Source organism: Streptomyces sp. NBC_00820 (assembly GCF_036347055.1).
Lineage (GTDB): Bacteria > Actinomycetota > Actinomycetes > Streptomycetales > Streptomycetaceae > Streptomyces.
This window is the reverse complement of sequence record NZ_CP108882.1, coordinates 2,902,346-2,927,336: the sequence shown is the minus strand read 5'-3', so window position 1 is coordinate 2,927,336 and position 24,991 is coordinate 2,902,346. Positions and strand designations below refer to the sequence as shown.

Annotated in this window: 22 protein-coding genes and 3 tRNA genes; 21 read left to right on the top strand and 4 right to left on the bottom strand. The window is 71.9% G+C overall.

Annotated elements, in window-relative coordinates; all coding sequences use genetic code 11:
* Nucleotides 1-74 precede the first annotated feature (74 nt).
* From OIB37_RS13380 to OIB37_RS13345, 8 genes are all read left to right on the top strand, one after another.
* The gene (locus OIB37_RS13380) at nucleotides 75-239 is read left to right on the top strand and encodes a hypothetical protein (protein WP_330457808.1); all 165 of its coding nucleotides are present in this window, start codon (nucleotides 75-77) and stop codon (nucleotides 237-239) included.
* Between the two features lie 141 nt (nucleotides 240-380).
* A complete protein-coding gene (locus OIB37_RS13375; protein ID WP_330457807.1) occupies nucleotides 381-545 on the top strand; it encodes a hypothetical protein in 165 nt (54 codons plus the stop codon).
* A 56-nt stretch (nucleotides 546-601) separates the two neighbouring features.
* Nucleotides 602-1,357: a nicotinate-nucleotide adenylyltransferase gene (nadD, locus tag OIB37_RS13370; protein WP_330457806.1), complete on the top strand. Its 756-nt coding sequence runs from the start codon at nucleotides 602-604 to the stop codon at nucleotides 1,355-1,357.
* A gap of 16 nt (nucleotides 1,358-1,373) precedes the next feature.
* Nucleotides 1,374-3,182 (top strand): LytR C-terminal domain-containing protein, encoded by a 1,809-nt coding sequence (locus OIB37_RS13365; protein ID WP_330457805.1) that lies wholly within the window; start codon nucleotides 1,374-1,376, stop codon nucleotides 3,180-3,182.
* Between the two features lie 169 nt (nucleotides 3,183-3,351).
* Entirely contained in the window at nucleotides 3,352-3,798 is a 447-nt protein-coding gene (gene rsfS / locus OIB37_RS13360; RefSeq protein ID WP_330457804.1) for a ribosome silencing factor, read from the top strand.
* Entirely contained in the window at nucleotides 3,795-4,463 is a 669-nt protein-coding gene (locus OIB37_RS13355) for a histidine phosphatase family protein (RefSeq protein WP_330457803.1), read from the top strand. The genes rsfS and OIB37_RS13355 overlap by 4 nt, the downstream gene beginning before the upstream one ends.
* Before the next feature lie 105 nt (nucleotides 4,464-4,568).
* Nucleotides 4,569-4,641: transfer RNA gene (locus OIB37_RS13350), tRNA-Ala, on the top strand.
* A gap of 172 nt (nucleotides 4,642-4,813) precedes the next feature.
* Nucleotides 4,814-4,886, top strand: a tRNA-Ala gene (locus OIB37_RS13345).
* A 23-nt stretch (nucleotides 4,887-4,909) separates the two neighbouring features.
* Here the strand turns inward: OIB37_RS13345 and OIB37_RS13340 are convergent.
* Nucleotides 4,910-5,854, bottom strand: a complete 945-nt coding sequence (locus OIB37_RS13340) for a helix-turn-helix transcriptional regulator (RefSeq protein ID WP_330457802.1) — start codon at nucleotides 5,852-5,854, stop codon at nucleotides 4,910-4,912.
* A 286-nt stretch (nucleotides 5,855-6,140) separates the two neighbouring features.
* Here OIB37_RS13340 and OIB37_RS13335 point away from each other — a divergent pair, with 286 nt between their 5' ends.
* The 4 genes from OIB37_RS13335 (at nucleotide 6,141) to OIB37_RS13320 (ending at nucleotide 8,241) form a co-directional block, all read left to right on the top strand.
* Nucleotides 6,141-7,505 (top strand): MFS transporter, encoded by a 1,365-nt coding sequence (locus OIB37_RS13335; RefSeq protein WP_330461835.1) that lies wholly within the window; start codon nucleotides 6,141-6,143, stop codon nucleotides 7,503-7,505.
* 69 nt (nucleotides 7,506-7,574) lie between these two features.
* The gene (locus OIB37_RS13330) at nucleotides 7,575-7,748 is read left to right on the top strand and encodes a hypothetical protein (protein WP_330457801.1); all 174 of its coding nucleotides are present in this window, start codon (nucleotides 7,575-7,577) and stop codon (nucleotides 7,746-7,748) included.
* A 3-nt stretch (nucleotides 7,749-7,751) separates the two neighbouring features.
* Nucleotides 7,752-7,985, top strand: coding sequence for a hypothetical protein (locus OIB37_RS13325; protein WP_006136074.1), 234 nt, complete (start codon nucleotides 7,752-7,754; stop codon nucleotides 7,983-7,985).
* A 183-nt stretch (nucleotides 7,986-8,168) separates the two neighbouring features.
* A tRNA-Ala gene (locus OIB37_RS13320) sits at nucleotides 8,169-8,241 on the top strand.
* A gap of 143 nt (nucleotides 8,242-8,384) precedes the next feature.
* Here OIB37_RS13320 and OIB37_RS13315 read toward each other — a convergent pair.
* Together OIB37_RS13315 and OIB37_RS13310 are read right to left on the bottom strand one after the other, a co-directional pair.
* Entirely contained in the window at nucleotides 8,385-9,995 is a 1,611-nt protein-coding gene (locus tag OIB37_RS13315; protein WP_330457800.1) for an NADH-ubiquinone oxidoreductase-F iron-sulfur binding region domain-containing protein, read from the bottom strand.
* Nucleotides 9,992-11,281: a cytochrome b/b6 domain-containing protein gene (locus tag OIB37_RS13310; RefSeq protein WP_330457799.1), complete on the bottom strand. Its 1,290-nt coding sequence runs from the start codon at nucleotides 11,279-11,281 to the stop codon at nucleotides 9,992-9,994. Before OIB37_RS13310 ends, OIB37_RS13315 begins: the two co-directional genes overlap by 4 nt.
* Before the next feature lie 417 nt (nucleotides 11,282-11,698).
* Here OIB37_RS13310 and leuS point away from each other — a divergent pair, with 417 nt between their 5' ends.
* From leuS to holA, 9 genes are all read left to right on the top strand, one after another.
* Nucleotides 11,699-14,581, top strand: coding sequence for a leucine--tRNA ligase (gene leuS, locus OIB37_RS13305; protein WP_330457798.1), 2,883 nt, complete (start codon nucleotides 11,699-11,701; stop codon nucleotides 14,579-14,581).
* Nucleotides 14,582-14,722: 141 nt separating this feature from the next.
* Complete coding sequence (locus tag OIB37_RS13300; protein WP_330457797.1) at nucleotides 14,723-15,463, top strand: hypothetical protein; 741 nt, start codon at nucleotides 14,723-14,725, stop codon at nucleotides 15,461-15,463.
* A gap of 81 nt (nucleotides 15,464-15,544) precedes the next feature.
* Nucleotides 15,545-16,390 (top strand): DegV family protein, encoded by an 846-nt coding sequence (locus tag OIB37_RS13295; protein ID WP_330457796.1) that lies wholly within the window; start codon nucleotides 15,545-15,547, stop codon nucleotides 16,388-16,390.
* Nucleotides 16,391-17,051: 661 nt separating this feature from the next.
* Nucleotides 17,052-17,906: a helix-hairpin-helix domain-containing protein gene (locus tag OIB37_RS13290; RefSeq protein ID WP_443058142.1), complete on the top strand. Its 855-nt coding sequence runs from the start codon at nucleotides 17,052-17,054 to the stop codon at nucleotides 17,904-17,906.
* An 86-nt stretch (nucleotides 17,907-17,992) separates the two neighbouring features.
* Nucleotides 17,993-20,569 carry a ComEC/Rec2 family competence protein gene (locus tag OIB37_RS13285; RefSeq protein WP_330461834.1) on the top strand — a complete coding sequence of 859 codons (2,577 nt, stop codon included), beginning with the start codon at nucleotides 17,993-17,995 and terminating at the stop codon, nucleotides 20,567-20,569.
* 26 nt (nucleotides 20,570-20,595) lie between these two features.
* Nucleotides 20,596-21,435: an arylamine N-acetyltransferase family protein gene (locus tag OIB37_RS13280; protein ID WP_330457794.1), complete on the top strand. Its 840-nt coding sequence runs from the start codon at nucleotides 20,596-20,598 to the stop codon at nucleotides 21,433-21,435.
* A 125-nt stretch (nucleotides 21,436-21,560) separates the two neighbouring features.
* Nucleotides 21,561-22,442 (top strand): YceI family protein, encoded by an 882-nt coding sequence (locus OIB37_RS13275; protein WP_330457793.1) that lies wholly within the window; start codon nucleotides 21,561-21,563, stop codon nucleotides 22,440-22,442.
* Between the two features lie 192 nt (nucleotides 22,443-22,634).
* Nucleotides 22,635-22,880: a hypothetical protein gene (locus OIB37_RS13270; protein ID WP_330457792.1), complete on the top strand. Its 246-nt coding sequence runs from the start codon at nucleotides 22,635-22,637 to the stop codon at nucleotides 22,878-22,880.
* 87 nt (nucleotides 22,881-22,967) lie between these two features.
* Entirely contained in the window at nucleotides 22,968-23,957 is a 990-nt protein-coding gene (holA, locus tag OIB37_RS13265) for a DNA polymerase III subunit delta (RefSeq protein ID WP_330457791.1), read from the top strand.
* Nucleotides 23,958-24,555: 598 nt separating this feature from the next.
* Here holA and rpsT read toward each other — a convergent pair.
* The gene (rpsT, locus tag OIB37_RS13260) at nucleotides 24,556-24,822 is read right to left on the bottom strand and encodes a 30S ribosomal protein S20 (RefSeq protein ID WP_007503526.1); all 267 of its coding nucleotides are present in this window, start codon (nucleotides 24,820-24,822) and stop codon (nucleotides 24,556-24,558) included.
* Nucleotides 24,823-24,991: the final 169 nt, after the last annotated feature.

Genomic DNA, 24,991 nt, shown 5'->3' with positions numbered 1-24,991 from the left:
CTGTGCCCCCGAGGCAGGGCCCAGCCTAGGCGGATATACCGTGGACGGGCAGTACAGCCGAAGGAGTACCCCTCATGGAGCACCACCCCGCAGCCGCCTGGCTGACCGAGGCCGCCGCCAACGCCGTTCCCCAGCACGGGGCGGGAAACCTGCTCCGGATCGTCCTGATCGTGACGGTCCTGGGCTGTGTGCTGACCGCCTGGCTGCTGCTGCGCGGCTACAAGCGGGAGGACGACTGACGCGGCAGGAAAGTTCCCCGCACGGCAGTCCGCCGCCCCGAGGAACCCTCAACGGCGGAGTCGGCGTGATCGCCGCCGGGGCGCACGCTTACCATGAGTGCACGTCTTTATACCGCCCACACGCGATAGGTCCTGCCGAAGATGAGCTTCCACAGCACCGCTGCCCAGTTGGTCACCCTCGCCGCCGAGGGCGAGGAGCGCGGCGGCCACCACAACAGCCTGAACCCGGCCATCACGGGCGGCTGCGCCCTGTTCATCCTGCTGCTCCTGCTGTGGATCACCACCCGCTTCAACCGCGACCGCTGAACCGGGACCCGGTCCCCGGCCGGAAGCCTCAGACCGGGCCGGTAGGGTCTGCATGCATGGGAGAGCAGGACATGCCTACCGGTCCGGTGGACGAGACGGCCGCGCGCGCGGCCGACGCCGCCGCATGGCACGCCGCCAACACGACCGGAACGGCGACCGGAACGGCGCAGCACACCCCGACGCGGAACCCGGCGCACCTGCCGGGCCACGGCCCCGCCCACACGGGTAAGCGCCGGCTCGGCGTCATGGGCGGAACGTTCGACCCGATCCACCACGGGCACCTCGTGGCGGCCAGCGAGGTCGCCACCCAGTTCCAGCTGGACGAGGTGGTGTTCGTGCCCACCGGCCAGCCGTGGCAGAAGTCCCACCGCGACGTCTCCCCGGCCGAGGACCGCTACCTGATGACGGTCATCGCGACCGCCGAGAACCCGCAGTTCTCCGTCAGCCGCATCGACATCGACCGCGGCGGTCCCACCTACACCGTGGACACGCTGCGCGACCTGCGCGCCCTCAACCCGGACACCGACCTGTTCTTCATCACCGGTGCCGACGCCCTCGCCCAGTTGCTGACGTGGCGCGACTCCGAAGAACTCTTCTCCCTCGCGCACTTCATCGGTGTCACCCGCCCCGGCCACCAGCTGACCGACGCCGGTCTGCCGGAGGGCGGCGTCTCACTGGTCGAGGTTCCCGCCCTCGCGATCTCCTCCACGGACTGCCGTGCGAGAGTCGTCAAGGGCGACCCCATCTGGTACATGGTGCCGGACGGAGTCGTGCGCTACATCGACAAGCGCGAGCTGTACCGCGGCGAGTGAGCCGAGAGGGGCACCGGTGAACGACCGATACGACGCTGGGTACGGCGGCGACCAGTACGAGATCGTCGGCTACGACGAGTACGGCAGGCCTGTCTACCAACAGGTCCCCACGCAGCCGACGGCGCAGCAGCACTACGACCCGTACGGCCGGCAGGGATACGGCTACGCCCCCCAGGACACGGGGGACTCGGGCGGCGCGGCGGACACGGGCCGGCAGCAGCCGGTGGCCCCGGCGTACGACCCGTACGGCGGGGCGCCCGCCTACAACCCGTACGACCCCTACGGCACCGGCACCCAGGGTGCCGGATCCACCGGTCCCCAGGAGACCGGGCCCCAGGGTGCCGGCACCGCCTACGACCCGTACGGGCAGGCGGCGACGAGCGGGCAGCAGCCCCGCGTCGCCGAACAGACCGCGTACATCCCGCAGCAGGCCGGACCCGCCGGCGAGGCGCGCGCGCACGCGCCGCAGGAGGCCGAGGAGCCGGCGCCCCCGCGTGAACAGGACGCACAGGGCGAGCGGGGTGACCAGGGTGAACGCGGTGAACGCGGTGACCAGGACGATCAGTTCGCCTTCGCCGAGGAGCCCGACGGCGACTCCGAAGACGTCATCGACTGGCTGAAGTTCACCGAGAACCGCACCGAGCGCCGCGAGGAGGCCCGCCGCCGCGCCCGCAGCCGGGTCGTCGCCCTCGTCGTCGTCCTCGCCCTCGTCGCCGTCGGCGGCGTCGGCTACCTCTGGTACGCGGGCATGCTGCCCGGACTGTCCGCGCCCGGCGCCAAGAAGGGTGCCGCGACCGTGACCGGCGCCCAGAAGCGCGACGTGATCGTCGTCCACCTGCACAACACCGGCAAGGACGGCACCTCCACGGTGCTCCTGGTGGACAACACGACCACCAAGCGGGGCACCGTCGTCCTGCTGCCCAACTCCCTGGCGCTCACCGACGATTCCGGCACCACGACGACCCTCGCCAAGTCGGTCGACGAGGACGGCTCCTCCGGCACCCGCGACCAGCTCAACACCGTCCTCGGCACCGACATCCAGGGCACGTGGCGCCTCGACACGCCCTACCTGCAGAACCTCGTCGAGCTGGTCGGCAACATCGAGGTCGACACCAACGCCGACGTGCCCGACCCGGACACGAAGAAGAAGGGCACCACCCTGCTGGTCCACCAGGGCAAGGGGCAGACCCTGAGCGGGAAGACGGCCGTCGCCTACGCCACCTACCGCGCCGCCGGCGAGTCCCAGAACGCCCAGCTGGAGCGGTTCGGGCAGGTCATGCAGGGTGTCCTGCGCAAGATGTCCTCCGACCCCACCGGCGCCACGACCACCGTGCAGACCCTCGCGCAGATCCTCGACCCGCCGCTGACCGACAAGGACCTCGGCACCTTCCTCGCCCGGCTCGCCGACCTCGCCAAGGGCGGCGACTCCGGGACGGCCCTGCTGCCCGTGCAGACCGACGGCACCATCAGCGCCCAGACCAGCGACAGCGTGGTCAAGGAAATCCTCGGCGGCACCGCCAAGAGCCCCGACGCGGGTTCCGCGGTCCGGGTCTCCCTCCAGAACGCCACCGGCGTGAAGGACGACACCGAGAAGGCCCGCGTGGTGCTCCTCAACGGCGGCTTCACCTTCCTGGACGGCGGTACGGCGTCCGGCGCCCAGGCCGTCTCCAAGGTGGTCTACTCCGACGCCGCCGACAAGGAGAACGCCTCCGAGGTGGCCAAGACCCTGGGCCTGTCCGCCGGTGCCGTGACCAAGGGCACCGTCTCCTCCGGCGCCGACGTCCTGGTCGTCCTCGGCCAGGACTACCGGCCCGCCGCCTCCTGAGGTCCCGGCGGCGGGCGGACACCCCCACGTGAGGCCGTATTCACGTGGGGGCGGTGCGGCGGTCCGTGAGACCCTTGAGATCCAGTGACCGCCGACGGGCTGTGCCAGGTGTGGGGACCGACCCCCGCATCCCCAGCCGATCCCCCGCCCCCCGACCGAAAGCTTCGTAGTGACCGCCACCGACCGTTCCCTTGAGCTCATCACCACCGCCGCCCAGGCGGCGGCCGACAAGCTCGCCCACGACGTCATCGCCTACGACGTCAGCGACGTCCTGTCGATCACGGACGCATTCCTGCTGGCCTCCGCGCCGAACGACCGCCAGGTCAAGGCGATCGTCGACGAGATCGAGGAGCGCCTGCTGAAGGAGCGCGGCGCCAAGCCGGTCCGCCGTGAGGGCGACCGCGAGTCCCGTTGGATCCTGCTCGACTACGTCGACATCGTCGTCCACGTCCAGCACAGCGAGGAGCGTGTCTTCTACGCTCTGGAGCGTCTGTGGAAGGACTGCCCCGAGATCGAGCTGCCCGCCGACGCCAAGGCCACCCGCGGCAAGGCGGAGGAGCACGCCAAGCTGCACGACGCCGATGCCGCCGAGGAGCCGGGCGGGGACTGGCGATGACATCCACCGGTGAGGTGACCGGCCAGCAGGGCCGGGGCCGCCGCGTCATCCTGTGGCGCCACGGCCAGACGGCCTGGAACGTGGAGCGCCGCTTCCAGGGCACCACGGACGTCGAGCTGACCGAGACCGGCATCGGGCAGGCCCGCCGCGCCGCCCGGCTGCTCGCCTCCCTGGGGCCCGACGCGATCGTCGCCTCGGACCTGCGGCGGGCCACGGACACGGCCGCCGAGCTGGCCGCCCTCACCGGCCTCGACATCACCCGCGAGGAGGGCCTGCGCGAGACCTACGCGGGCGTCTGGCAGGGGCTGACGCACGAGGAGATCATCGCCCGCCACGGCGACGAGTACGCCGCCTGGAAGCGCGGTGAGCCGGTCCGCCGCGGCGGCGGCGAGCTGGAGACCGAGGTCGCCGACCGTGCCGCCCCCGTCGTGCTGCGGCACGCCGAGAAGCTGCCCGAGGACGGCACCCTCGTGGTCGTCAGTCACGGGGGCACCATCCGCACCACCATCGGCCGCCTGCTCGGCATCGAGGCCCACCACTGGGAGAGCCTCGGCGGCCTCTCCAACTGCTGCTGGTCCGTGCTCGGCGAAGGCGCCCGCGGCTGGCGGCTGCTGGAGCACAACGCCGGCACCCTCCCCGAGCCCGTCCTCGGGGACGACGACTGACCCGTCCCGGGCCCGCCGTCCCGGCCCCGGGACCCGGATTTCACTTTCCGGCAGGTCGCAGGCTAGAGTTCTTCTTGTTCGCCCCGCCGAGCGGGAAGAACGCAAGGGGCTATAGCTCAGTTGGTAGAGCGCCTGCATGGCATGCAGGAGGTCAGGAGTTCAATTCTCCTTAGCTCCACTGATCGACACTCTCTGGAGTTGTCAAAGATCGGTGATGAGGATCCCGTCCCCTGTCAGGGGGGCGGGATCTTCTGTTTTCCCGTGCTTCCCGCACTTCCCGCGATTTTCACTTTCCGGCAGGTCGCAGGTAGAGTTCTTCCTGTTCACCGCGCCGAGCGGGAAGAACGCAAGGGGCTATAGCTCAGTTGGTAGAGCGCCTGCATGGCATGCAGGAGGTCAGGAGTTCAATTCTCCTTAGCTCCACTGATCGACACTCTCCGGAGTTGTCAAAGATCGGTGATGAGGATCCCGTCCCCTGTCAGGGGGGCGGGATCTTCTGTTTTCCGGCGGTGGACGATCCCGGCCGCCTCCTCGTCCGCCGGCGGCCACAGCCGCTGTCTGCGCTCCCTCAGCAACGCCACCTTCGTGCGCGCGTCCTCGTCCTCCGGCGTGTAGACCACGATCCGGCACTCGGGCATCCCGTCGATCGACAGTGACTGCGAGGTCATCCGCAGCTCGCCCACCGCCGGATGACGGAACGTCTTCACCCGCGGCCCCGGCGGCGTCACCGCACCGCTCGCCCACAGTTCCGCGAAGCGGGGACTCGCCTCCGACAGCGCGCGTATGTAGTCCTCCCAGGCGGCCTCGCCCACGTGCCTGCCGTACGAGGAGCGCAGCGTCGCCACCATCACGGGCAGCTCGGCGTCCCGGTGGACCACCGGACATCTCTCCTCCGGCACCGTGAGCAGCGACCACAGGGCGTTCGGCACGCCGAGCCGGCGGGTCCGCGGCACGATGAAGAGGTCGAGGTAGGCGGGGTTGGCCGCCAGGATGTCGTAACGCGAGTTGTAGACCACGGCGAGCAGGGGATCGAGCGCGTCGATGATGCCCTGGACCTCCGGACCGACCTGCCGCGTGAGGCGTTGCGGGGCGGGCTCGAAGGCCACCTCCGCCAGCCGGTACAGGTGCTCCCGCTCGGGCGGGTCGAGCCGCAGCGTGCGCGCCACCGCGTCCAGCACCTGCGCGGACGCGTTGATCGGGCGGCCCTGTTCCAGCCACGTGTACCAGGTCACTCCCACGCCGGAGAGCTGGGCCACCTCCTCCCGCCGCAGCCCGGGCGTGCGCCGCCGCAGCCCCGGTGGCATCCCCACGTCCGCCGGTGTCACCCGGGCCCGCCTGGCGCGCAGGAAAGCCGCCAGTTCCGGCCTGCGCCGCTGTGCTGTCGTCCCCATCGTCGGACCCCCGTCGCCCGTCCCCATCGTCCGCACCCGGCCCGGGCGTAGCCAGGTGCTGCCGGTACCCGCATCAACAGGCACTCGGCACCCGTACCGGCGCGTCGTCAGGCTCGACGCCATGACGACGACACCACGAACCGGGCCGCTTCCCGCGCCCGCCGCGAACCCTGCGAACAGTGAAGCACCCACCACTGACAGTGAAGCACCCGCCGCCGGCGGGGAGTCTGTCACTCACAGTGAAACATCCGCCACCGACAAGCGTTCCCGGCTCCTGCTCGCGGTCCTGCTCACCGCCCTGTTCATGGCGGTCCTGGACGTCTTCATCGTGAACGTCGCGGCCCCCACCATCGGTTCCGAGCTGCACGCCACGGGCGCCGGTCTGCAACTGGTGATCGCCGGCTACGCCATCACCTACTCCGTGCTGCTGATCACCGGTGCCCGGCTCGGCGACCGGCTCGGCCACGGCCGCGTCCACCTCGCGGGCCTCGCCCTCTTCACGGCCGCCTCGCTCGCCTGCGGCCTGGCGCAGGGCACGACCGAGCTGATCGTCTTCCGGCTCGTGCAGGGAGCGGGCGCGGCCCTGATGATCCCGCAGGTGCTCAGCATCATCCAGCGGACCTTCACCGGCGAGGCCCGTGTGCGGGCCCTCGGTGTCTACTCGGCCGTCCTCGCCCTGGGCGCCGCCGCCGGGCAGATCGTGGGCGGCGTCCTGGTCAGCGCCGACCTGTTCGGCACCGGCTGGCGCCCGGTGTTCCTGGTCAACGTCCCGGTGGGCGCCGTACTGCTGGCCCTGGGCGGGAAGGTGCTGCCGCCGGGCGGCGGAGCCGGGCGGGAGCGGGCCCGCGCCCTCGACGTGCCCGGTCTGGTGCTGCTCGGCGCGTCCGTGTCCCTGCTGACGGTCCCGCTGGTGCTCGGGCAGGCAGAGGGCTGGCCGCTGTGGTCCTGGCTGTCGCTCGCCGCCGCCGTCGTCCTGTTCGCGTCGTTCTGCGGACACGAGTCCCGGCTGGGCCGGCGTGGCGGAGCGCCCCTGATCGCGCCCCGGGTGCTGCGCCATCCCGGCATGAGCCTCGCCGTGCGCCGGATCCTGGCCGTGATGTCCGTCAACGCGGGCTTCCTGTTCACTCTGACACTGCACGTGCAGGGCGGACTCGGCTACAGCGCGCTGCGGGCCGGCCTGAGCTTCGCGCCGACCGCGGTTGTCTTCGGCGCGGTCAGCCTGACCTGGCGCAGGTGGCCCGCCGCCTGGCAGCGCCGGCTCGCCCCGGCCGGGTTCGCGCTCGCCGCGGCGGGCGTGGCCGGCGTGGGGCTGGCCTTCCGCGGCGGCGGTGACGGGGGAGCGGCGCTGTACGCGTCGTACGCCGGGGTGGGCGTCGGCCTGGCGCTGGCCTTCGGGCCGACCTTCACCGGGGCCCTCGCCACGGTGCGGCCCGAGGACGCCGCGGACGCCAGCGGACTGCTGGCGACGGTGACCCAGCTCGGACAGCTGATGGGCGTGGCGGCCTTCGGCACACTGTTCCTCAACCGGCTTGAGTCACTTGGTGTCTTGGGGGCGTATACCTCTGCGGAGGCGTTCTCGTCGTCCGCGTGGGCGCTGGCAGGGACGGCGGCGGCGGGGGTCGTGTCCGGACTGGTACTCAGGCGTCGCTGACCTGCCCGGCTCGGCCGTGGCAGAATCAAACGGCCGGCAGGGGGCGCGGCCCGACGGGAGGGAGCAGTGATGCCTGCGAGCATCCTCGAGGAGGTCGGCCACCTCCTCGATGCGGGGTTGACACAGAGCGCGAAAGCCCGGCTCAGCTGCCCTTCCTGCGGTTCCGTGCACGTGGCCCAAGTTCTCGGCGACAACGGCGGAATCTCCTACGTGTGCACGGCCTGCGGCCACAGCTGGAGCTGATCGATGGGTGCACACCGGCGGAAGTGCGACTGGTGCGGGAGTGGCACGCCGATCGTCCGCGACATGGAGCCGATCAATCCCGACTACCAGTACTGGTGCGAGGAATGCGCGCGGGCGCTGATCATAAAAGGCGACCCGATCGAGACCTACCGCGAGCTGGAGGGCGAGCCGATCTACGGCCGTCTGCTCGAGGAGCACTGCACCCTCAAGAGGTTCTACTCCTTCGTCACGGCCTGACCCGGCGTGCCGTACGCGGCACCCGGCATGCGGGGCTGGGGAGGGGAGGGCCGGCGGGCCCCAGGACCGGCGAAACGGGCATAGTGCCCATATGGGGCTGGGTCGGAAACCGATTTGGTACTGCCCCCCGGGGACCGTGTAATGTTGGCGTCGCCGCCGGGGAAACCGGGCGGAACACCGCAAGGGGCTATAGCTCAGTTGGTAGAGCGCCTGCATGGCATGCAGGAGGTCAGGAGTTCAATTCTCCTTAGCTCCACAGAAACCGAAGGCGGATCATCCTCAAGGATGGTCCGCCTTCGGCGTGTTGGCCGTGCCGTACGGCGATGGCGGGCCACGTCGTACGACGGCGGCGGGCCACCCTGACCGGGTGACCCGCCGTACGCGGTCGGAGGACTCGGGTCAGCGCCCGAGAGCGCGGCGGCCGCGCCCCTGGGAGACGACCGGCAGATTGCGCGGCGGTGCCTGCCCGCGCGTGTCCTCCTCCAAGCGCAGCGCGAGCGCCGGGCAGCGGCGCACCGCGCGGAGCGCCTTCGCCTCCGCGTAACGCGGCACCTGTGCCTGGGCGACGGTCGGGAAGCCGTCCGGCCCCAGTTCGAAGACCTCCGGGAGGATGTCCGCGCACAGCCCGTGACCCCGGCACAGCGTCCAGTCGACGTAGATCTTCTGGCGGCTGCCGCCGGTGTCCTCCGGCTCTCCGCCGCCGGAGATGCCCGAAGGGGCCATGCCCCCCTCGAAGAGCGGCAGAACGCCCTCCACGGGCCGTCCGCAGCCGTTTCCGAGGACGTGGGCGGCGAGGTCGTCGGTGAACGCCTTGATGGTCGATTCCAGGAACATCGCCGAGCCGTCCGGGTGCGAGCACGCACCGCGCCGCTTCACGCTCTTGGCGACCTGCTTCAGCGCCTCCAGAGCGGCGGGGCCGCCCCCGTTGATGATGTCCTCCATGCCGCGCGCGGCCGCCGGCAGTCCGAGGTAGCAGGGCCCGCACTGGCCCGCGCTCTCCTCGGCCAGCCACTGGGCCACCCGCAGAGACTCGCCCAGCGGACAGGTCTCCTGACTGATCGGCAGGATCGCGCCCGCGCCGAGAGCGCCGCCCACCGCGTCCAGCGAGTTGCGGGAGACGATCGCCTCGTTCACCGTCGCCGCGTCGATCCACTTGCCGTGGTAGCCGCCGGTCAGCACACCCTGCGGCACCGGCGGGGCGCCGGCCAGCTGCAGCACGTAGCGCAGCGGCACGCCCGTGGGGACCTCGATCACCATGGGGCGCGCCACCGCGCCGGAGACCGTGAGCATGACGGTGCCCGGCTCGTCGTACAGGCCGGTGTTGCCGTAGCGCTCCGGGCCGATGCGGGCGGCGATGGCCAGCTGCGCGAAGGTCTCCGCGTTCGACAGCAGGGTGGGGGCCCCGCCGACGCCGCTCTTGGAGGCGCTGACCTTGCGGCCGGGCGGGATCGCCGGGCCGCCGTCCACCGAGCGGATCAGGGAGGCGGCGGCACCGGTGACCATGCGCACGGGGTTGCGCTGCACCCACGCGCGCAGGGCCGACCTGCGGGTGTTGCTCAGGCCGCGTTCTGCCAGCGCGGCCTCCATGGAGCGCTGCGTCGACTCACGGGTCACGCCGATCACCAGCGTGCGGGCGCCCATGGCCTCCGCGCACAGCAGGGCGCCGTCCAGGATGAGGTGCGGGGCACGGTTGATGAGCACCGTGTCCTTGCGGCAGGCCGGCTCGTCCTCACTGCCGTTGACGACGACGACCGGGCGCACCCCGCGTTTGATCGCCGACTCGGCGACCGAGCGCAGCTTCTTGTGGAAGGGGAAGCCCGCGCCGCCGCGGCCCCTGAGATTGATGCGCTCGGCGAGCTGGGCCAGCTGTTCGCCGCCCAGAGGCTCGAGCGGCCCGTGCACCTTCAGGTGCATGGGCAGGTCGAGCCTCTCCACAAGGTCGAAGCCCGACGTGAGCTGGGGAAGTCCGACCACGCGGACTTCGGGGACGTCGGGCAGGGCCTCGTTCACCTATAGCCTCCGGAGGGCATGTTCCAAGGTTCGCCCGAACCCGGCGCGTCGAAGGAGGCGCCGGGGGTTGGTTCAGTGGCGGGACCGTTGTTGAACGTGTCACCCGAGTTGTACGTCGCGTAGCGCGGATTCGTCTCACCGGTGTTGTACACATCACCTCCGGCGTATCCGGCGGCGCCCGGACTGCCGTAGGCCGGAATGTTGTACCCGGTGTCCTGGAGCGGGTCGTACGCCGACGGCGGGGCCTCGCCGACCGGCGGCGGGGACGGGACGGGCCAGCTGCCCGAGGTGCTGGACGGGCCGTCCGCGAACGGCATGGCCTGCGTCGGCTGCAGGTCGAGCGGCAGGTCCGTGCGCGGACCCTGGCCGCTCTGGAAGGGGCCCTGGGGGCCGCCGGGGATGTTCACCGTCCGGTAGGCGGCCGCGAAGCCGGAGGGCTCCGGCGCGGGCGTGGCGGGGGACTGGTACAGCGGCGCGGAGGCGCGGGTCGGCGCGTCGGCGCCCGCCTGGCGCTGCTCGCGCCGGCTCTCGAAGCCCGGCACGCGGGCCTCGCCGGCCCGGGAGCGGCTCGCTTCCAGTTCCTCGATGCCGGGCCGTTCGGAGCTGCCGAACACCCGGACGAGCCGGTCCGCGAGCCGGCGCTTGACCGGGCGCGGGGCGGAACGCAGCGCCAGGGCGCCCATCACTCCCAGCAGGGACAGGCTGTAGAGGATCACGAAGACCGGCTTGGCCTGACGGCCGGCGTAGAGCCCGTGCACCAGAGCCGCGCACCAGGCCGGGTAGGCCAGCATGTGCATGGCCCGCCAGCGGGCGGCGACGGGGGCCGGGGCGGCGAAGTTGCTGCGCAGCGCGCCGGTGACGCCGACGAAGATCATCAGCAGGCCCGCCAGGGAGCCCAGTCCGATCAGGCCGCCGCTTCCGGTGAGGCCGAGCGAGAATGGGATGATCGCGGCGATCACCACGGTGTGATCCAGCGCGATCTTGGTGGTGATGTGCAGCAGGAGGAAGGCGATCGAGGCGACCGCGGTCGTCCGGTGCACGGCCTGGCCGACGATCCGCTGGCGTGTGTTCAGGAAGATCCGGTCCTGCGCGAACAGGCCCCAGATCACCGAGCAGCTGAGCGAGACGAGGGACAGCACGCCCGCGCCGAAGTTCAGGAACTCACGGAACTGGCTGCCTCCGATCAGCACGATCACGGGTATCAGCAGCAGGACGACAGCCGACGCCACCCCATAGGCCGACCGGCCGGGTTTGGGGAGCGAACTGTTGGTACGACGAGGGTTCATGGGGGCAACTCCGAGCAGTTTCGGGAAGGCGGTCCCGCTGCCGAACTTTAGGTGGCGCCATACCGATCAGTACGAGGTTTCAGTTATTGCGTTGTTATCAAAGGACGATGTCACCGGGACGGTGTCCTTTAGCAGGTGTTACGCGAAGTAATCCTTGACCTTCGTTCAGCGCTGGTCGGGTTCGGTGGCCTGTCCACATGCCATACGCAATCGCGTCGCGGCTTGCTCAAGCGCTGCGGTACCCTAGCGCCATGCGTGCCGTACGCCTTCTGCTTAGCGGGCCGCGCTGATCAGTACCGACCACCGGTCGAATCCCGTGGTCGGCATCGGCGCGGCGTCCCCTCCTGTGCGAGGGGCTTTTTCGTTTCTTGGATGTCGCAGCCGCAGGCAGAGACGATCGATGGAGCTTTGAGGATCATGAGCGAGACGAACCCCGCTGCCACCGCCGCCACGTCGGCGGAGGTCGCGCCGCACCGCTACACGGCCGCCATGGCGGCCGACATCGAGGCACGCTGGCAGGACTTCTGGGACGCCGACGGCACCTACGCGGCGCCGAACCCCACGGGTGACCTGGCCGGCGACGCGGAGCTGGTCGCCAAGCCCAAGAAGTTCATCATGGACATGTTCCCCTACCCCTCCGGCGCGGGCCTGCACGTCGGTCACCCCCTGGGCTACATCGCCACCGACGTCTACGCGCGCTTCCAGCGCATGACCGGCCACAACGTCCTGCACACCCTGGGCTTCGACGCCTTCGGCCTGCCCGCCGAGCAGTACGCCGTGCAGACCGGCACGCACCCGCGGGTCTCCACCGAAGCCAACATCGAGAACATGAAGGCCCAGCTGCGCAGGCTGGGCCTGGGCCACGACAGGCGCCGGTCGTTCGCCACGATCGACCCGGACTACTACAAGTGGACCCAGTGGATCTTCCTGCAGATCTTCAACTCCTGGTACGACGAGGAGGCGCGGAAGGCCCGCCCGATCGCCGAGCTGATCGCGCAGTTCGAGTCCGGTGAGCGCACGGTTCCCGGCACCACGCGCGCGTGGAGCGAGCTGAGCGACATCGAGCGCGCCGACGTACTGGGCGAGTACCGCCTGGCCTACGCCTCCGACGCCCCGGTCAACTGGTGCCCCGGCCTGGGCACCGTGCTGGCCAACGAGGAGGTCACCGCCGACGGCCGCTCCGAGCGCGGGAACTACCCGGTCTTCAAGGCCAAGCTGCGCCAGTGGAACATGCGCATCACCGCCTACGCCGACCGGCTGCTGGAGGACCTGGACGAGCTGGACTGGCCCGAGGCCATCAAGCTGCAGCAGCGCAACTGGATCGGCCGCAGCGAGGGCGCCCGCGTCGACTTCCCGATCGACGGCGAGCACATCACGGTCTTCACCACCCGCCCGGACACCCTGTTCGGTGCGACCTACATGGTGCTGGCCCCGGAGCACCCGCTGGTCGAGAAGTTCACCCCCGAGGCGTGGCCCGAGGGCACCCACGAGGTGTGGACCGGCGGTCACGCCACCCCGTCCGAGGCCGTCGCCGCCTACCGCGCGCAGGCCGCCTCGAAGTCCGACGTGGAGCGCCAGGCCGAGGCCAAGGACAAGACCGGTGTCTTCACCGGCGCGTTCGCGACCAACCCGGTCAACGGCGAGCAGGTCCCCGTCTTCATCGCCGACTACGTTTTGATGGGCTACGGCACCGGCGCGATCATGGCCGTCCCGGCGGGCGACCAGCGTGACTTCGAGTTCGCGCGCGCCTTCGAGCTGCCGGTCCACTGCATCGTCGAGCCGACCGACGGCCGCGGCACGGACACCGCGACGTGGGAAGACGCCTTCGGCTCCTACGACGCGAAGATCATCAACTCGGCGAACGACAGGATCAGCCTGGACGGCCTGGACGTCACCGAGGCCAAGGCCCGCATCACCGAGTGGCTGCAGGCCGAGGGCATCGGCGAGGGCACCGTCAACTTCCGCCTGCGCGACTGGCTGTTCAGCCGCCAGCGCTACTGGGGCGAGCCCTTCCCGATCGTCTACGACGAGGACGGCGTCGCCCACGCGCTGCCCGAGTCGATGCTGCCGCTGGAGCTGCCCGAGGTCGAGGACTACAGCCCGCGCACCTTCGACGCGGACGACGCCGACACCCGGCCCGAGACCCCCCTGTCGCGCAACGAGGAATGGGTCAACGTCACCCTGGACCTGGGCGACGGGCCGAAGAAGTACCGCCGCGAGACCAACACCATGCCCAACTGGGCCGGTTCCTGCTGGTACGAGTTCCGCTACCTGGACCCGCACAACGAGCGCAAGCTGGTCGACCCCGAGATCGAGCAGTACTGGATGGGCCCGCGCGAGGGCACGCCGCACGGCGGCGTCGACCTGTACGTCGGTGGCGCCGAGCACGCGGTGCTGCACCTGCTGTACGCCCGCTTCTGGTCCAAGGTCCTGTTCGACCTGGGGCACGTCTCCTCCGCGGAGCCGTTCCACAAGCTGTTCAACCAGGGCATGATCCAGGCCTACGTCTACCGCGACAGCCGCGGCATCGCGGTGCCCGCCGCCGAGGTGGAGGAGCGCGACGGCTCCTACTACCACGAGGGCGAGCAGGTGAGCCGCCTGCTGGGCAAGATGGGCAAGTCCCTGAAGAACGCGGTCACGCCGGACGAGATCGCCGCCGAGTACGGCGCCGACACCCTGCGCCTGTACGAGATGGCGATGGGCCCGCTGGACGTCTCCCGCCCCTGGGACACGCGCGCGGTGGTCGGCCAGTTCCGGCTGCTGCAGCGGCTGTGGCGCAACATCGTCGACGAGAACACCGGCGAGGTCACCGTCACCGACGCCGAGCCCGACGAGGAGACGCTGCGTGCCCTGCACAAGGCGATCGACGGCGTGCGTCAGGACCTGGAGGGCCTGCGCTTCAACACCGCCATCGCCAAGATCACCGAGCTGAACAACCACCTGACCAAGGCCGGCGGCGCCCTCCCGCGCCCCGTCGCCGAGTCGCTGGTGCTGATGGCCGCCCCGCTGGCCCCGCACATCGCCGAGGAACTGTGGCGCCGGCTGGGCCACACCGGCTCGGTCGTCCACCGCGACTTCCCGGTCGCCGACCCGCGGTACGTGGTCGACGAGACGGTGACCTGCGTCGTGCAGATCAAGGGCAAGGTCAAGGCCCGCCTGGAGGTCTCGCCGTCCATCTCCGACGAGGAGCTGGAGAAGGCCGCGCTGGCCGACGAGAAGGTCGTCGCGGCGCTGGACGGCGCCGGCATCCGCAAGGTGATCGTGCGGGCGCCCAAGCTGGTGAACATCGTCCCCGCGTGATGACCGGACGCCGGACACACCCGGCATCGGGGTAGTTCCCTACGGGCAGGTTCGGGGTTCTTCTGGAACCTCGGGCCTGCCCGTTGCGTTTACCGTGGAGAACACGGCCGCTCATGCCGTGCCCGTCGGAGGAGGAGCGTCATGGAAACCGTGCTCACCGTGTTCGCCCTCCTCTTCCTGCTCATGGTCTGCCTCGGCGCCTACGCCACGGTCAAGGCGGTCGGCGCCGCCAAACGCGGAGTGGACCGCACCATCGCGCAGGCCCGCCGCACGGTCGAGGACCACACCCTGCGCGCCAAGTCCTTCGCCCAGCCCGGCCCCGCCGGCGAGATCGCCCAACTGCGGCTCACGCTGCGCACATCGATGCGCGCCACCCAGGAAGCGCTGCACGCGGGCGCGGCCGAGGACGAGTCGCTGAAGGAGTCCCTCGGCCTCTTCGCACGGCTCAGCGCCCACGGACAGGAACTCGACGCGGACCTCAGGCGCCTGGAGTCGGAGCCGGACCGGGCCGCGCTCACCGCGTGCCTGCCCGAACTGCGCGGCCGTACCGAGCGCATCACCAGCTCGGCCGACTCCCTGCGCTGGGCGGCCCGCGACCGGGCCCGCCGCTTCGCCGAAGACGACCTGGACGCGCTCAGCAGCCAGATCGACGTCGAGGCGGGCGCCCTGCGCCACTGGACACGAACCGAACCGGCCCCGGACGCCGCGCCCTGGCCCGACGCCCCGGCCGGCGCCGGGACACCCGCCGCAGACCGACGGACGCGGCCGGAGACCCCCGGCCCGGCCCCGGCCGAGCGGCCCACGACCCGCTCGATCACCCCGCCCGTGACGCGGCCGTCCTATCCCTGGCAGAAGAAGCCGCGCCCCGAGAGCACCATGTGACCCCGCCCCGCAAGGCTCTCCGGGCCCGGCAGGCGGGGGCCGAGCTGCCGGGCGAGGGCTACGGCAGGTAACCTCCAGCTCATGTCCCGCCATGTCGCGATCGTCACCGATTCAACGGCCTACCTGCCGCCACGGTCGATGGAGCGCCACGGGATCACAACAGTGCCCCTCACCGTGGTCCTCGGCGACGAGGCCCTCGAGGAGGGCACCGAGATCTCCACCCGCGCCCTGGCCCAGGCGCTGCAGAAGCGACGCCCGGTCACCACCTCCCGCCCCAGTCCGCAGGAGTTCGCGGAGACCTACCGCAGGGTCGCCGAGTCGGGCGCGAGCGGCATCGTCTCCCTGCACCTGTCCGCCGAACTGTCCGGTACCTACGACGCCGCCGTCCTGGCCGCGCGCGAGGCCCCGGTGCCGGTACGCGTCGTGGACACGGGGGTGGTCGCGATGGCGCTCGGCTTCTGCGCGCTGGCCGCCGCCGCGGTGACGGAAGCCGGCGGCACGATGGACGAGGCCGTCACGGCAGCCGAGAAGCGAGCCGCGGGCACCACCGCCTACTTCTACGTCGACACCCTCGACTACCTGCGCCGCGGCGGCCGCATCGGCACCGCACAGGCCCTGCTCGGCTCCGCACTCGCCGTCAAACCCCTGCTCCAGCTGGACGACGGGCGCATCGAACTCCTCGAGAAGGTCCGTACGGCGTCCAAGGCGATCGCCCGCCTCGAGGAGATCGCCGTCGACCGGGCGGCCGGCGCCGAGGTCGACATCGCCGTGCACCACCTCGCGGCTCCCGAACGGGCCGCCGCGCTCGCCGAACGGCTGCGCGAGCGACTCCCCGGTCTGAGCGACCTGCATGTCAGCGAGGTCGGGGCCGTCATCGGCGCACACACGGGGCCCGGCCTGCTCGGAGTGGTCGTCTCACCGCGCTGACGCCCCCGTCCCGGGGTTCGACTTCACACATCCGGGTGGTGGAGTTATCCACAACTGGGCCGTGATCCACGGAAATTGACCAAGATCATCGCGGATCGGCGGAATGCCCCATCCTCGTGGCATGGCACTCCGATCACGCTCACGCATCCCCTCCCCGACCAGCGGTCCGGGCCGAGGCCCCGCCTCCGACGGTCGTACGCGCCGCCGCCCCGCCGCCGCCCCGGGCCGCCCCCGCCCCCGCCCACCCGCACCGGCGGAGGAGCTGCGCCGCCGCGCGGAACTCCTCTTCGGCGAACGGGCCGCGGAGCGGCGGGAGCCGGAGCGGCGGGCGCCGGGCGACGGGGTGCCGGGACGTGCGGCACTCGCGCGGGTGGGGACGGGGAGGGGGACGGAGCCGGAGCTGGAGCTGGAGCCGGAAACGGAAACGGAGTCGGAGACGGAAACGGAGACGGTGAGGGGGACAGGAGGGGCGCCTGGGCTGGGCGGTGCACGGCCTGTGCGGGTGAGGACGCCGGGGTTCGCGGTGGATGCGGGGTCGGGGGCGGGGCTGATCGCGGCGTCGGGTGCGGGGCTGACGGTGGGGCCGGGGACGTCGTCGGTGACGAGGCCGGAGGTGAGGCCGGTTGTGGGGTCCGCCGTGGGGTCTGCCATGGGGTCTGCCATGAGGTCTGGCGTGGGGCCAGGGGCGGGGTCGGGAGCGGGGTTGGCCAGGGGGCTGGGTGACGTGGCCGAGCCGCGACCGGTTTCCGAGGTTCAACTTCCCGACTCCGTAAGCCGGTCGGAGGCGGATCGGCCCGACGGGGCGCAGTGGCGGGAGAGGGCCGGGCTCGCTCTGCGGGAGAGGCTGCCGGTGTGGGTGCAGGCACGGTGCGGGGTGGAGCGCCGGGGCGTGATCGCGCTTGCCGTGGTGCTCGTGGCCACCGCCGGTTTCGCCGCCCAGCACTTCTGGGCGGGCCGTACCCAGACCGTGAGTGCCCCTCAAGTGACGCGTGCGCAGCCGCCATACGCCAAGAAGAGCGAGGGCGTGCAGTCCGGTGACCTCATGGGCGGCCCGTCGGCCTCACCCGGCGGGGCGATCGTCGTGGACGTCGGCGGCAAGGTGCGCGAGCCGGGAATCCAGCGCCTTCCGGCCGGCGCCCGGGTGGCCGACGCGCTCAAGGCGGCCGGAGGGGTACGGCCGGGTACGGACACCGCGGGGATCAACCGGGCCCGTTTCCTGGTGGACGGCGAACAGATCGTCGTAGGAGCCCCGGCAACCGCCGTGGCCCCTCCTGCGGCACCGGGCGCGGCGGCCGGCTTCGGACCGGCGGGTACGGGCTCCACGGCCCCGGTCTCTCTCAACACCGCGACCGTGGACCAGTTCGACACCCTGCCCGGGGTCGGTCCGGTGCTGGCGCAGCACATCGTCGACTACCGCGCCCGGCACGGCGGCTTCCGCTCGGTGGACGAACTGCGCCAGGTCAACGGCATCGGCGACCGGCGCTTCTCGGATCTGCGGACCCTGGTGCGGCCGTGAGCGGGAGGCCGGACGACGAGGCACCGGACGCCGGGGCGGTCCTGGGCGGTCCGGACGGCGAGCGGGCGCCGGGACAGGGGGCCCCGATGGACCTGCGGCTCGTCCCGCCCGCGCTCGCGGCGTGGGCGACCGCGGCCCTGTCCCTGACCGCCCCGCTGGTCTGGAGCATCGGCGCCGCGACCGTCAGCCTGATCGTCGGCGTCCTCCTGCTCCGGACCCGGAGGACGACAGGCGCGAACCGCTCCACGTACTCCGTGCGCTCCACATACTCCATCCGCTCCATGAGCTCCACGCACTCGACGCGCTCCACGTACTCCATCCCGATTGCCGCCGTACTGCTCTGTGTTGCCGCTGCCGCCGTCTCCGCCGGACTGCACGGGGCGGACGTGCGGCGTGGGCCGGTGCCCGAGTTGGCCCGGCGGTTCGCGAGCGTCACCGCAGAGGTCGAGCTGAGCGGCGACCCCTGGCTGAGCAGGCCGCGGGTGCGGGGCGACCACGCGGCACCGATGGCGGTGCTCGCCCGGGCCGAGGTGCGGTGCGTCGAGGAGGGAGACGGGGCCAAGGGCGCGAGGGAGCGGACAGGACCGAGAGAGCTGCGGACGCGGAGTCCGGTCCTGCTGGTCGTGGACGCGGACGTTCCGGCGCCGGGCGAAGGCACCGTAAGCCAGGGGCGTGGCGGGAGTTCAGCGGCGTCGCGGGCCGACGGTGTCCCGGCGGGGCGTTCCGGCTGGCTCGGGCTGCTGCCGTCCACGCGGCTGCGGGTGACTGGCCGGCTGGCACCGGCCCTGGCGGGCGGTGATCGCACGGCGGCCGTACTGCGGGTACGGGGCCGGCCGGCACCCGAGGTCGTGGACGGACCCAGCGCCGTGCAGCGGCTGGCGGGCCGGCTCAGGGCCGGGCTGCGGGAGGCGACCGAGGGGCTGCCGGCGGACGCGCGGGCGCTGCTTCCCGGCCTGGTCGTCGGGGACACCTCGCGGATCGGCCCCGAACTGGACGACGCCTTCAAGGAGACGGACCTGGCCCACACCCTCGCGGTCTCCGGCAGCAACCTCACGATCCTGCTCGCCCTGCTCATCGGGCCACCCGGCCTGGCCCAGCAGATCGAGCGCCGCGGACTCGCCCCGCGCCTGGGGCTCTCGCTGCGGGCCACCGCGCTGTTCGCGGGGGCACTGACGCTGGGCTTCGTGATCGTGTGCCGTCCCGACCCCAGTGTGCTGCGCGCAGCGGCCTGCGGCACGGTCGCCCTGCTGGCCCTGGCGACAGGGCGCCGCAGGTCCCTGATCCCCGCGCTCGCCACGACCGTTCTGCTGCTGGTCCTCCAAGACCCCTGGCTGGCCCGCAGCTACGGCTTCCTGCTCTCGGTGCTGGCCACCGGTGCGCTGCTCGTGCTGGCACCCCGCTGGAGCGAGGCCCTGAGACGGCGCGGAGTTCCCGGGCGGCCGGCCGAGGCGCTGGCCGCTGCCGCCGCCGCGCAGGCGGTGTGCGCGCCGGTCGTGGCGGTGCTGTCGGCCCGGGTGAGCCTGGTGGCGGTGCCCTGCAACCTGCTCGCCGAGGCGGCGGTCGCGCCGGCCACGGTGCTGGGCTTCGCGGCGCTCGCGGCAGCGCCGGTCGCGCTGCCCGTGGCCAGGGTGCTGGCCTGGTGCGCAGGCTGGCCGGCCGGATGGATCGCCGGGGTCGCCAGGACCGGCGCGTCACTGCCCGGCGGGGGAGTGGACTGGCCGGGCAGCTGGGCGGGAGCGCTCCTGCTCGCGGCGGTCACGGTGGGAGTCGTCCTGGCCGGGCGCCGTCTGCTGGGGCATCCGTGGTGGTGCGGCGCGCTGGGTGTGCTACTGCTGCTGGTGGTCGTACGGCCGGCCCCGCTCACCCGGGCGGTCACGGGCTGGCCACCGCCGGGCTGGCGGTTCGCGATGTGCGATGTCGGGCAGGGGGACGCCACCGTGCTGGCGGCCGGCGACGGAGCGGGGGTGGTCGTGGACGCCGGACCCGACCCGGCGCTGGTCGACCACTGCCTGCGAGAACTGGGCGTCACGCGCGTCCCCCTCGTCGTCCTGACCCACTTCCACGCCGACCACGTCGCGGGACTGTCCGGAGTGCTGCGGGGCCGCTCCGTGGCCGCGATCGAGACCACCGGCTTCGAGGAACCGGCGGACCAGGCCGCGTCCGTGCGGAGAGAGGCGGCCGCCCGGCACATCCCGCTCACCCGGGCCGTGGCGGGAGAAGAGCGGCGTACCGGAGCGCTCACCTGGCGGGTGCTGTGGCCTCCGCCGGACCCGGCACCGGAGCCGGACGGCCCGAACGACGCCAGCGTCGCGCTGCTCGCCCGGACCGGCGGACTGCGACTGCTGCTGCTCGGGGACCTGGAACCGCCCGCACAGCGGGAACTGCTCCGCTCACCGGCTGCGGCCGAGCTGGCCGGTGTGGACGTACTGAAGGTCGCCCATCACGGCTCGGCGTATCAGGACCCGGAGCTGATACGGCTGGCGTCCCCGCGCGCGGCCCTCATCTCCACGGGTGCCGGCAATCCCTACGGCCACCCGGCACCGGTGACGGTGGCCGCGCTCCAGGCGGGCGGCGCGACGGTGCTGCGCACGGACCGGGACGGAGCCGTGGCGGTCGGCGGCACCGGAGGGGCGAAGGGAGAACTGTACGTGACCAGGGAATGAGTGGCGGGCTCGACCAGACTGGGCGTATGAACTCAGCACAGGCAGACGCCTACCTCCGCCGCCTGGGCGCCGCGCGTCCCGAGCGGCCGACCGCCGGGGCTCTGCGCGAGCTGCATCTGCGCCATCTGCGGACCGTCCCCTTCGAGAACCTGTCGATCCACCTCGGCGAGGAGATCGTGCTGGAGGAGAAGGCGCTGCTGGACAAGGTGGTCGGAGCGCGGCGGGGCGGCTTCTGCTACGAACTCAACGGCCTGTTCGGGGCGTTGCTCGCCGCCCTCGGCTACGAGGTCCAGCTGCTCGCGGCACGCGTGTACGGGGACGAGGGGCGGCTCGGGATCCCGTACGACCATCTCGCCCTGCGGGTGCGGACGGTGGAGGGCGGTGACTTGCTCGCCGACGTCGGGTTCGGCGCGCACAGCCACCATCCGCTGGCCTTCGCCGAACGCGGGGACCAGACGGATCCCGCGGGGACGTTCCGGGTGGCGGAGGCCGGGCCGGATCCGGCCGGGGTGCCGGGCGGCACGGGCTCGGCCGGGGCCGCCGACCTGGACGTCGTACGGGACGGCGGGCGGCAGTACCGGCTGGAGACGCGGCCCCGGGCGCTGGGGGACTTCACGGCAGGGGCCTGGTGGCACAGCACGTCACCGCGTTCGCACTTCACCCGCTCCCTCGTGTGTTCACGGGTCACGGAGGACGGAGGCCGGATCACCCTCGGCGGACGGACGTTGACGACGACGGCGGCGGGCGGGAGAAAGGAGACCCGGGAACTGGGCGGCGACGAGGAGGTGTTGGGCACGTACCGGGAAGTGTTCGGGATCGGGCTGAGCGGTGTGCCGACCGTGCGAAACCCGAGCCGGAGGGACTAATTCGGGCGAGTTCCGGCGCATGCGCCGGTTTCCCATGATGTAGGCCCGTGTTGCTCGAAATTCACATCGGTGATCGAATGACCCTTCGGCAACAGATGATGTCGAGGTGCACAGGGGTGTCGTACATGTTCGGTCGCTGGCTGGGGAATCGAGCGAGCCGGGTCCATCGGACGAGTCCCCTGGCGGCACTGCGGACGCCGGCCGACGCGGGCGTGCTGAGCTGTCGGGTGCTCGATCCGGTCAACGAGCCGGTGGGGCACGCGGCGTTCACGGTCAGCGACAGCATGGGCCGCAAGGTGGTCGCCGGAGGTACCGATCCCTACGGGACGTTCATGGCGAACGTGCCGGCGGGGGAGTACCGGCTCGCGGTGTCGGCCGAGGGCTACAGGCCCTACCGGGCCACGGCCCTGGTCGGCCAGAACACCCTCGCCTCGCTGGGCGATGTGACCCTCCAGGTGGCGCAGCCGCCGGAGCCGCCCGCGCCGGGCGACTGGGAGATCGAGTCGGCCCACTCCTCGATCGGCTTCACCGCGCGGCACATCGGGCTGGCCCGCATCCACGGACGGTTCAACTCCTTCGCGGGGGCCGTGCGGATCGCCGACCGGATGGAACGTTCGGCGATGCACGTCGTGATCGACGCGGCGTCCATCGACACGGGCGTCGGGATGCGCGACGACCACCTGCGCTCGCCGGACTTCCTGGACGTGCAGCGGTTTCCGACGCTGGAGTTCTACAGCGAGCGGTTCGTGCACAAGGGCGGTACCCGCTGGGCCGTCACCGGCGCGCTGTCGCTGCACGGTGTGACGCGCACGGTCACGCTCGACACCGAGTACCTCGGCCTCGGCAACGGCGTGGAGGGCGAGGCCCGGGCCGCCTGCCGGGCCTCCACCGAACTCCACCGCGACGACTACACCGTCAGCTGGCAGACCATGCTGGCGCGGGGCATCGCGGTGGTGGGACCGAGCATCCGCGTCGAACTCGACGTGCAGATCGTGCCCCAGGGCTGACTCTGCCGACCCCGCCGACCCCGCCGGCTCGCCCGGCTGTCCCGGTGCGTCTGGTGGGCCTGGTGATGCCGGGGCCTGCCAGGTCGGGGCGCCCGGTACGGCTGCCCTCCCGTCTCCCGCCTCCTGCCTCTCCCGCATCCCAGATCCCTGACCTGGTGCTTCGGCTCCGCCGGCGTGCCGGAGAATGGCTGGGTGAGCGAAGTGAGACACGTGCTGGTGCTGCCCGACCGAGACGCCGCCGAGGAGGCGGCCGAGGCGCTCGGGGAGCGCTTCGGCATCGACGAGGAGCCGCAGCTCGTCCGGGACGCCCTGGCCGGCGAGGACGACGCGGAGGACGCCCAGTGGCTGGTCGTCCTGCATGACGAGAACGAACGGCTGGACCCCGTCGAGCTGGACGCCTTGGCGCGCGAGTGGGACGGCTGGCGCGAGGAGCCGTGACCCTGAGACGGTCTCCGGGCCGGTTCGGGGGCCGGTCAGGGTGTGCGGGCCGGTTCATTGTCGGTGCCGCGTGGGATGCTTTGAGCGATGGCCAGACAGACTGCGAATGACGACCCTCTCGCCCCGGTGACCGTTGCCGTGGGCCAGGAGGACCTCCTGCTCGACCGTGCCGTGCAGGAGGTGGTGGCCGCCGCCAAGGCCTCCGACGCCGACACGGACGTACGAGACCTCACCCCGGACCAGCTGCAGCCCGGCACGCTCGCCGAGCTGACGAGTCCGTCGCTCTTCGCCGAGCGCAAAGTCGTGGTCGTACGCAACGCACAGGATCTGTCGGCCGACACGATCAAGGACGTGAAGGCGTACCTGAGTGCGCCCGCGGAGGAGATCACACTCGTGCTGCTGCACGCGGGCGGCGCGAAGGGCAAGGGGCTGCTGGACGCCGCGCGCAAGGCGGGCGCGCGGGAGGTGGCCTGTCCGAAGATGACCAAGCCGGCGGACCGGCTGGCGTTCGTGAGAGGGGAGTTCCGGGCGCTCGGGCGGTCGGCGACGCCCGAGGCGTGCCAGGCGCTCGTCGACGCGATCGGCAGCGACCTGCGTGAGCTGGCCTCGGCGGCGGCACAGCTCGTCGCCGACGTCGAGGGGACGATCGACGAGTCCGTGGTCGGCCGGTACTACACCGGGCGGGCCGAGGCATCCAGCTTCACGGTCGCCGACCGGGCCGTCGAGGGGCGGACCGCGGAGGCGCTGGAGGCGCTGCGGTGGTCGCTGTCCACCGGGGTGGCCCCCGTGCTGATCACCAGCGCGCTGGCTCAGGGAGTGCGCGCGATCGGGAAGCTGTCCTCGGCGCGGGGCGGCCGGCCGGCCGACCTGGCTCGCGAGCTGGGGATGCCGCCGTGGAAGATCGACCGGGTTCGGCAGCAGATGCGGGGATGGACCCCGGACGGTGTGGCCGAGGCGCTGCGCGCGGTCGCCGAGGCCGACGCCGGCGTGAAGGGCGGGGGAACCGATCCGGGGTACGCCCTGGAGAAGGCGGTCGTGACGATCGCGCGGGCCGCCCGGTCGCGGGGGCGCGGGTAGCCGACCGGCGCTCCGCCCGGCCCGACCCGCCAGGGGTCACCGGCCCCCGTTCGCTCCCCCTGGGCTCCGACGCAGGCCCTTCGGGTCCGCCGCGGTCCTCCTGGGCTCCGGCGCAGGCCCTTTGAGCCCGCCGCGGTCCTCCTGGGCTCCGGCGTGGGTGCCTTGGGCTTCGCCGCGGTCACCCTGGGATTCGCCGCGGGCGACAGTGAGATGTCTCCGGCAGTGAGATGTCTCATCGACTCGGCCCGCTGACTAGCGTCCAGCGCCGAGCGCCCAGCGTTCAACAGTCCCGTCGTCCCGCTGACAAGCGCCCGTGCCCCTCACCCCGGGCGAGCGGCCGGTCGATCAACGCCTCGACAGTCCCGGGCACGCTGAGAGGTCCGGGCAGACCGACCGTCCCGGCAACACCAACGGTCCCGGGCAGACCAAAGGCCCCGGCGCCCTCCCGGGGAAGGGTGGGCATCGGGGCCTCGGGTCAAGCTGTTGGAGTCACACCCGCGTGGCGAACGCAGGCCGCGTGTGCTCCGGGGTGCCGGACGGGAGCGGATGAGAGAGGGCCCGCTCTGGGTCCTTCCGGCGGTCAGATCAGAAAGGAGTCTCAGCCCTTGAGGGCAACGACCTTGGAAGCAAGCGCCGACTTCTTGTTGGCGGCCTGGTTCTTGTGGATGACGCCCTTGGAGACGGCCTTGTCGAGCTGACGCGCGGCAGCGCGCTGGTACTCGGTGGCCTTCTCGACGTCACCCGCGGCAGCGGCCTCGCGGGCCTTGCGGATGGCGGTCTTCAGGGAGGACTTGACGGCCTTGTTGCGCAGCCGAGCCTTCTCGTTGGTCTTGATCCGCTTGATCTGGGACTTGATGTTCGCCACGAAGGAGCCTTTTCAGGTTCTGGTACGGGGCCGCTCGGGTCCCGCACCGATATCCAAAATTTCCTGTTGTGCCTCGCGCTGAGAGGGCATGAGGCACAGCCATCTACAGTACCAGCGCCTTCGCCGGCGGCCCAAAACGGTCCGCGGTCGTTCCCCGTGGGACCATGGA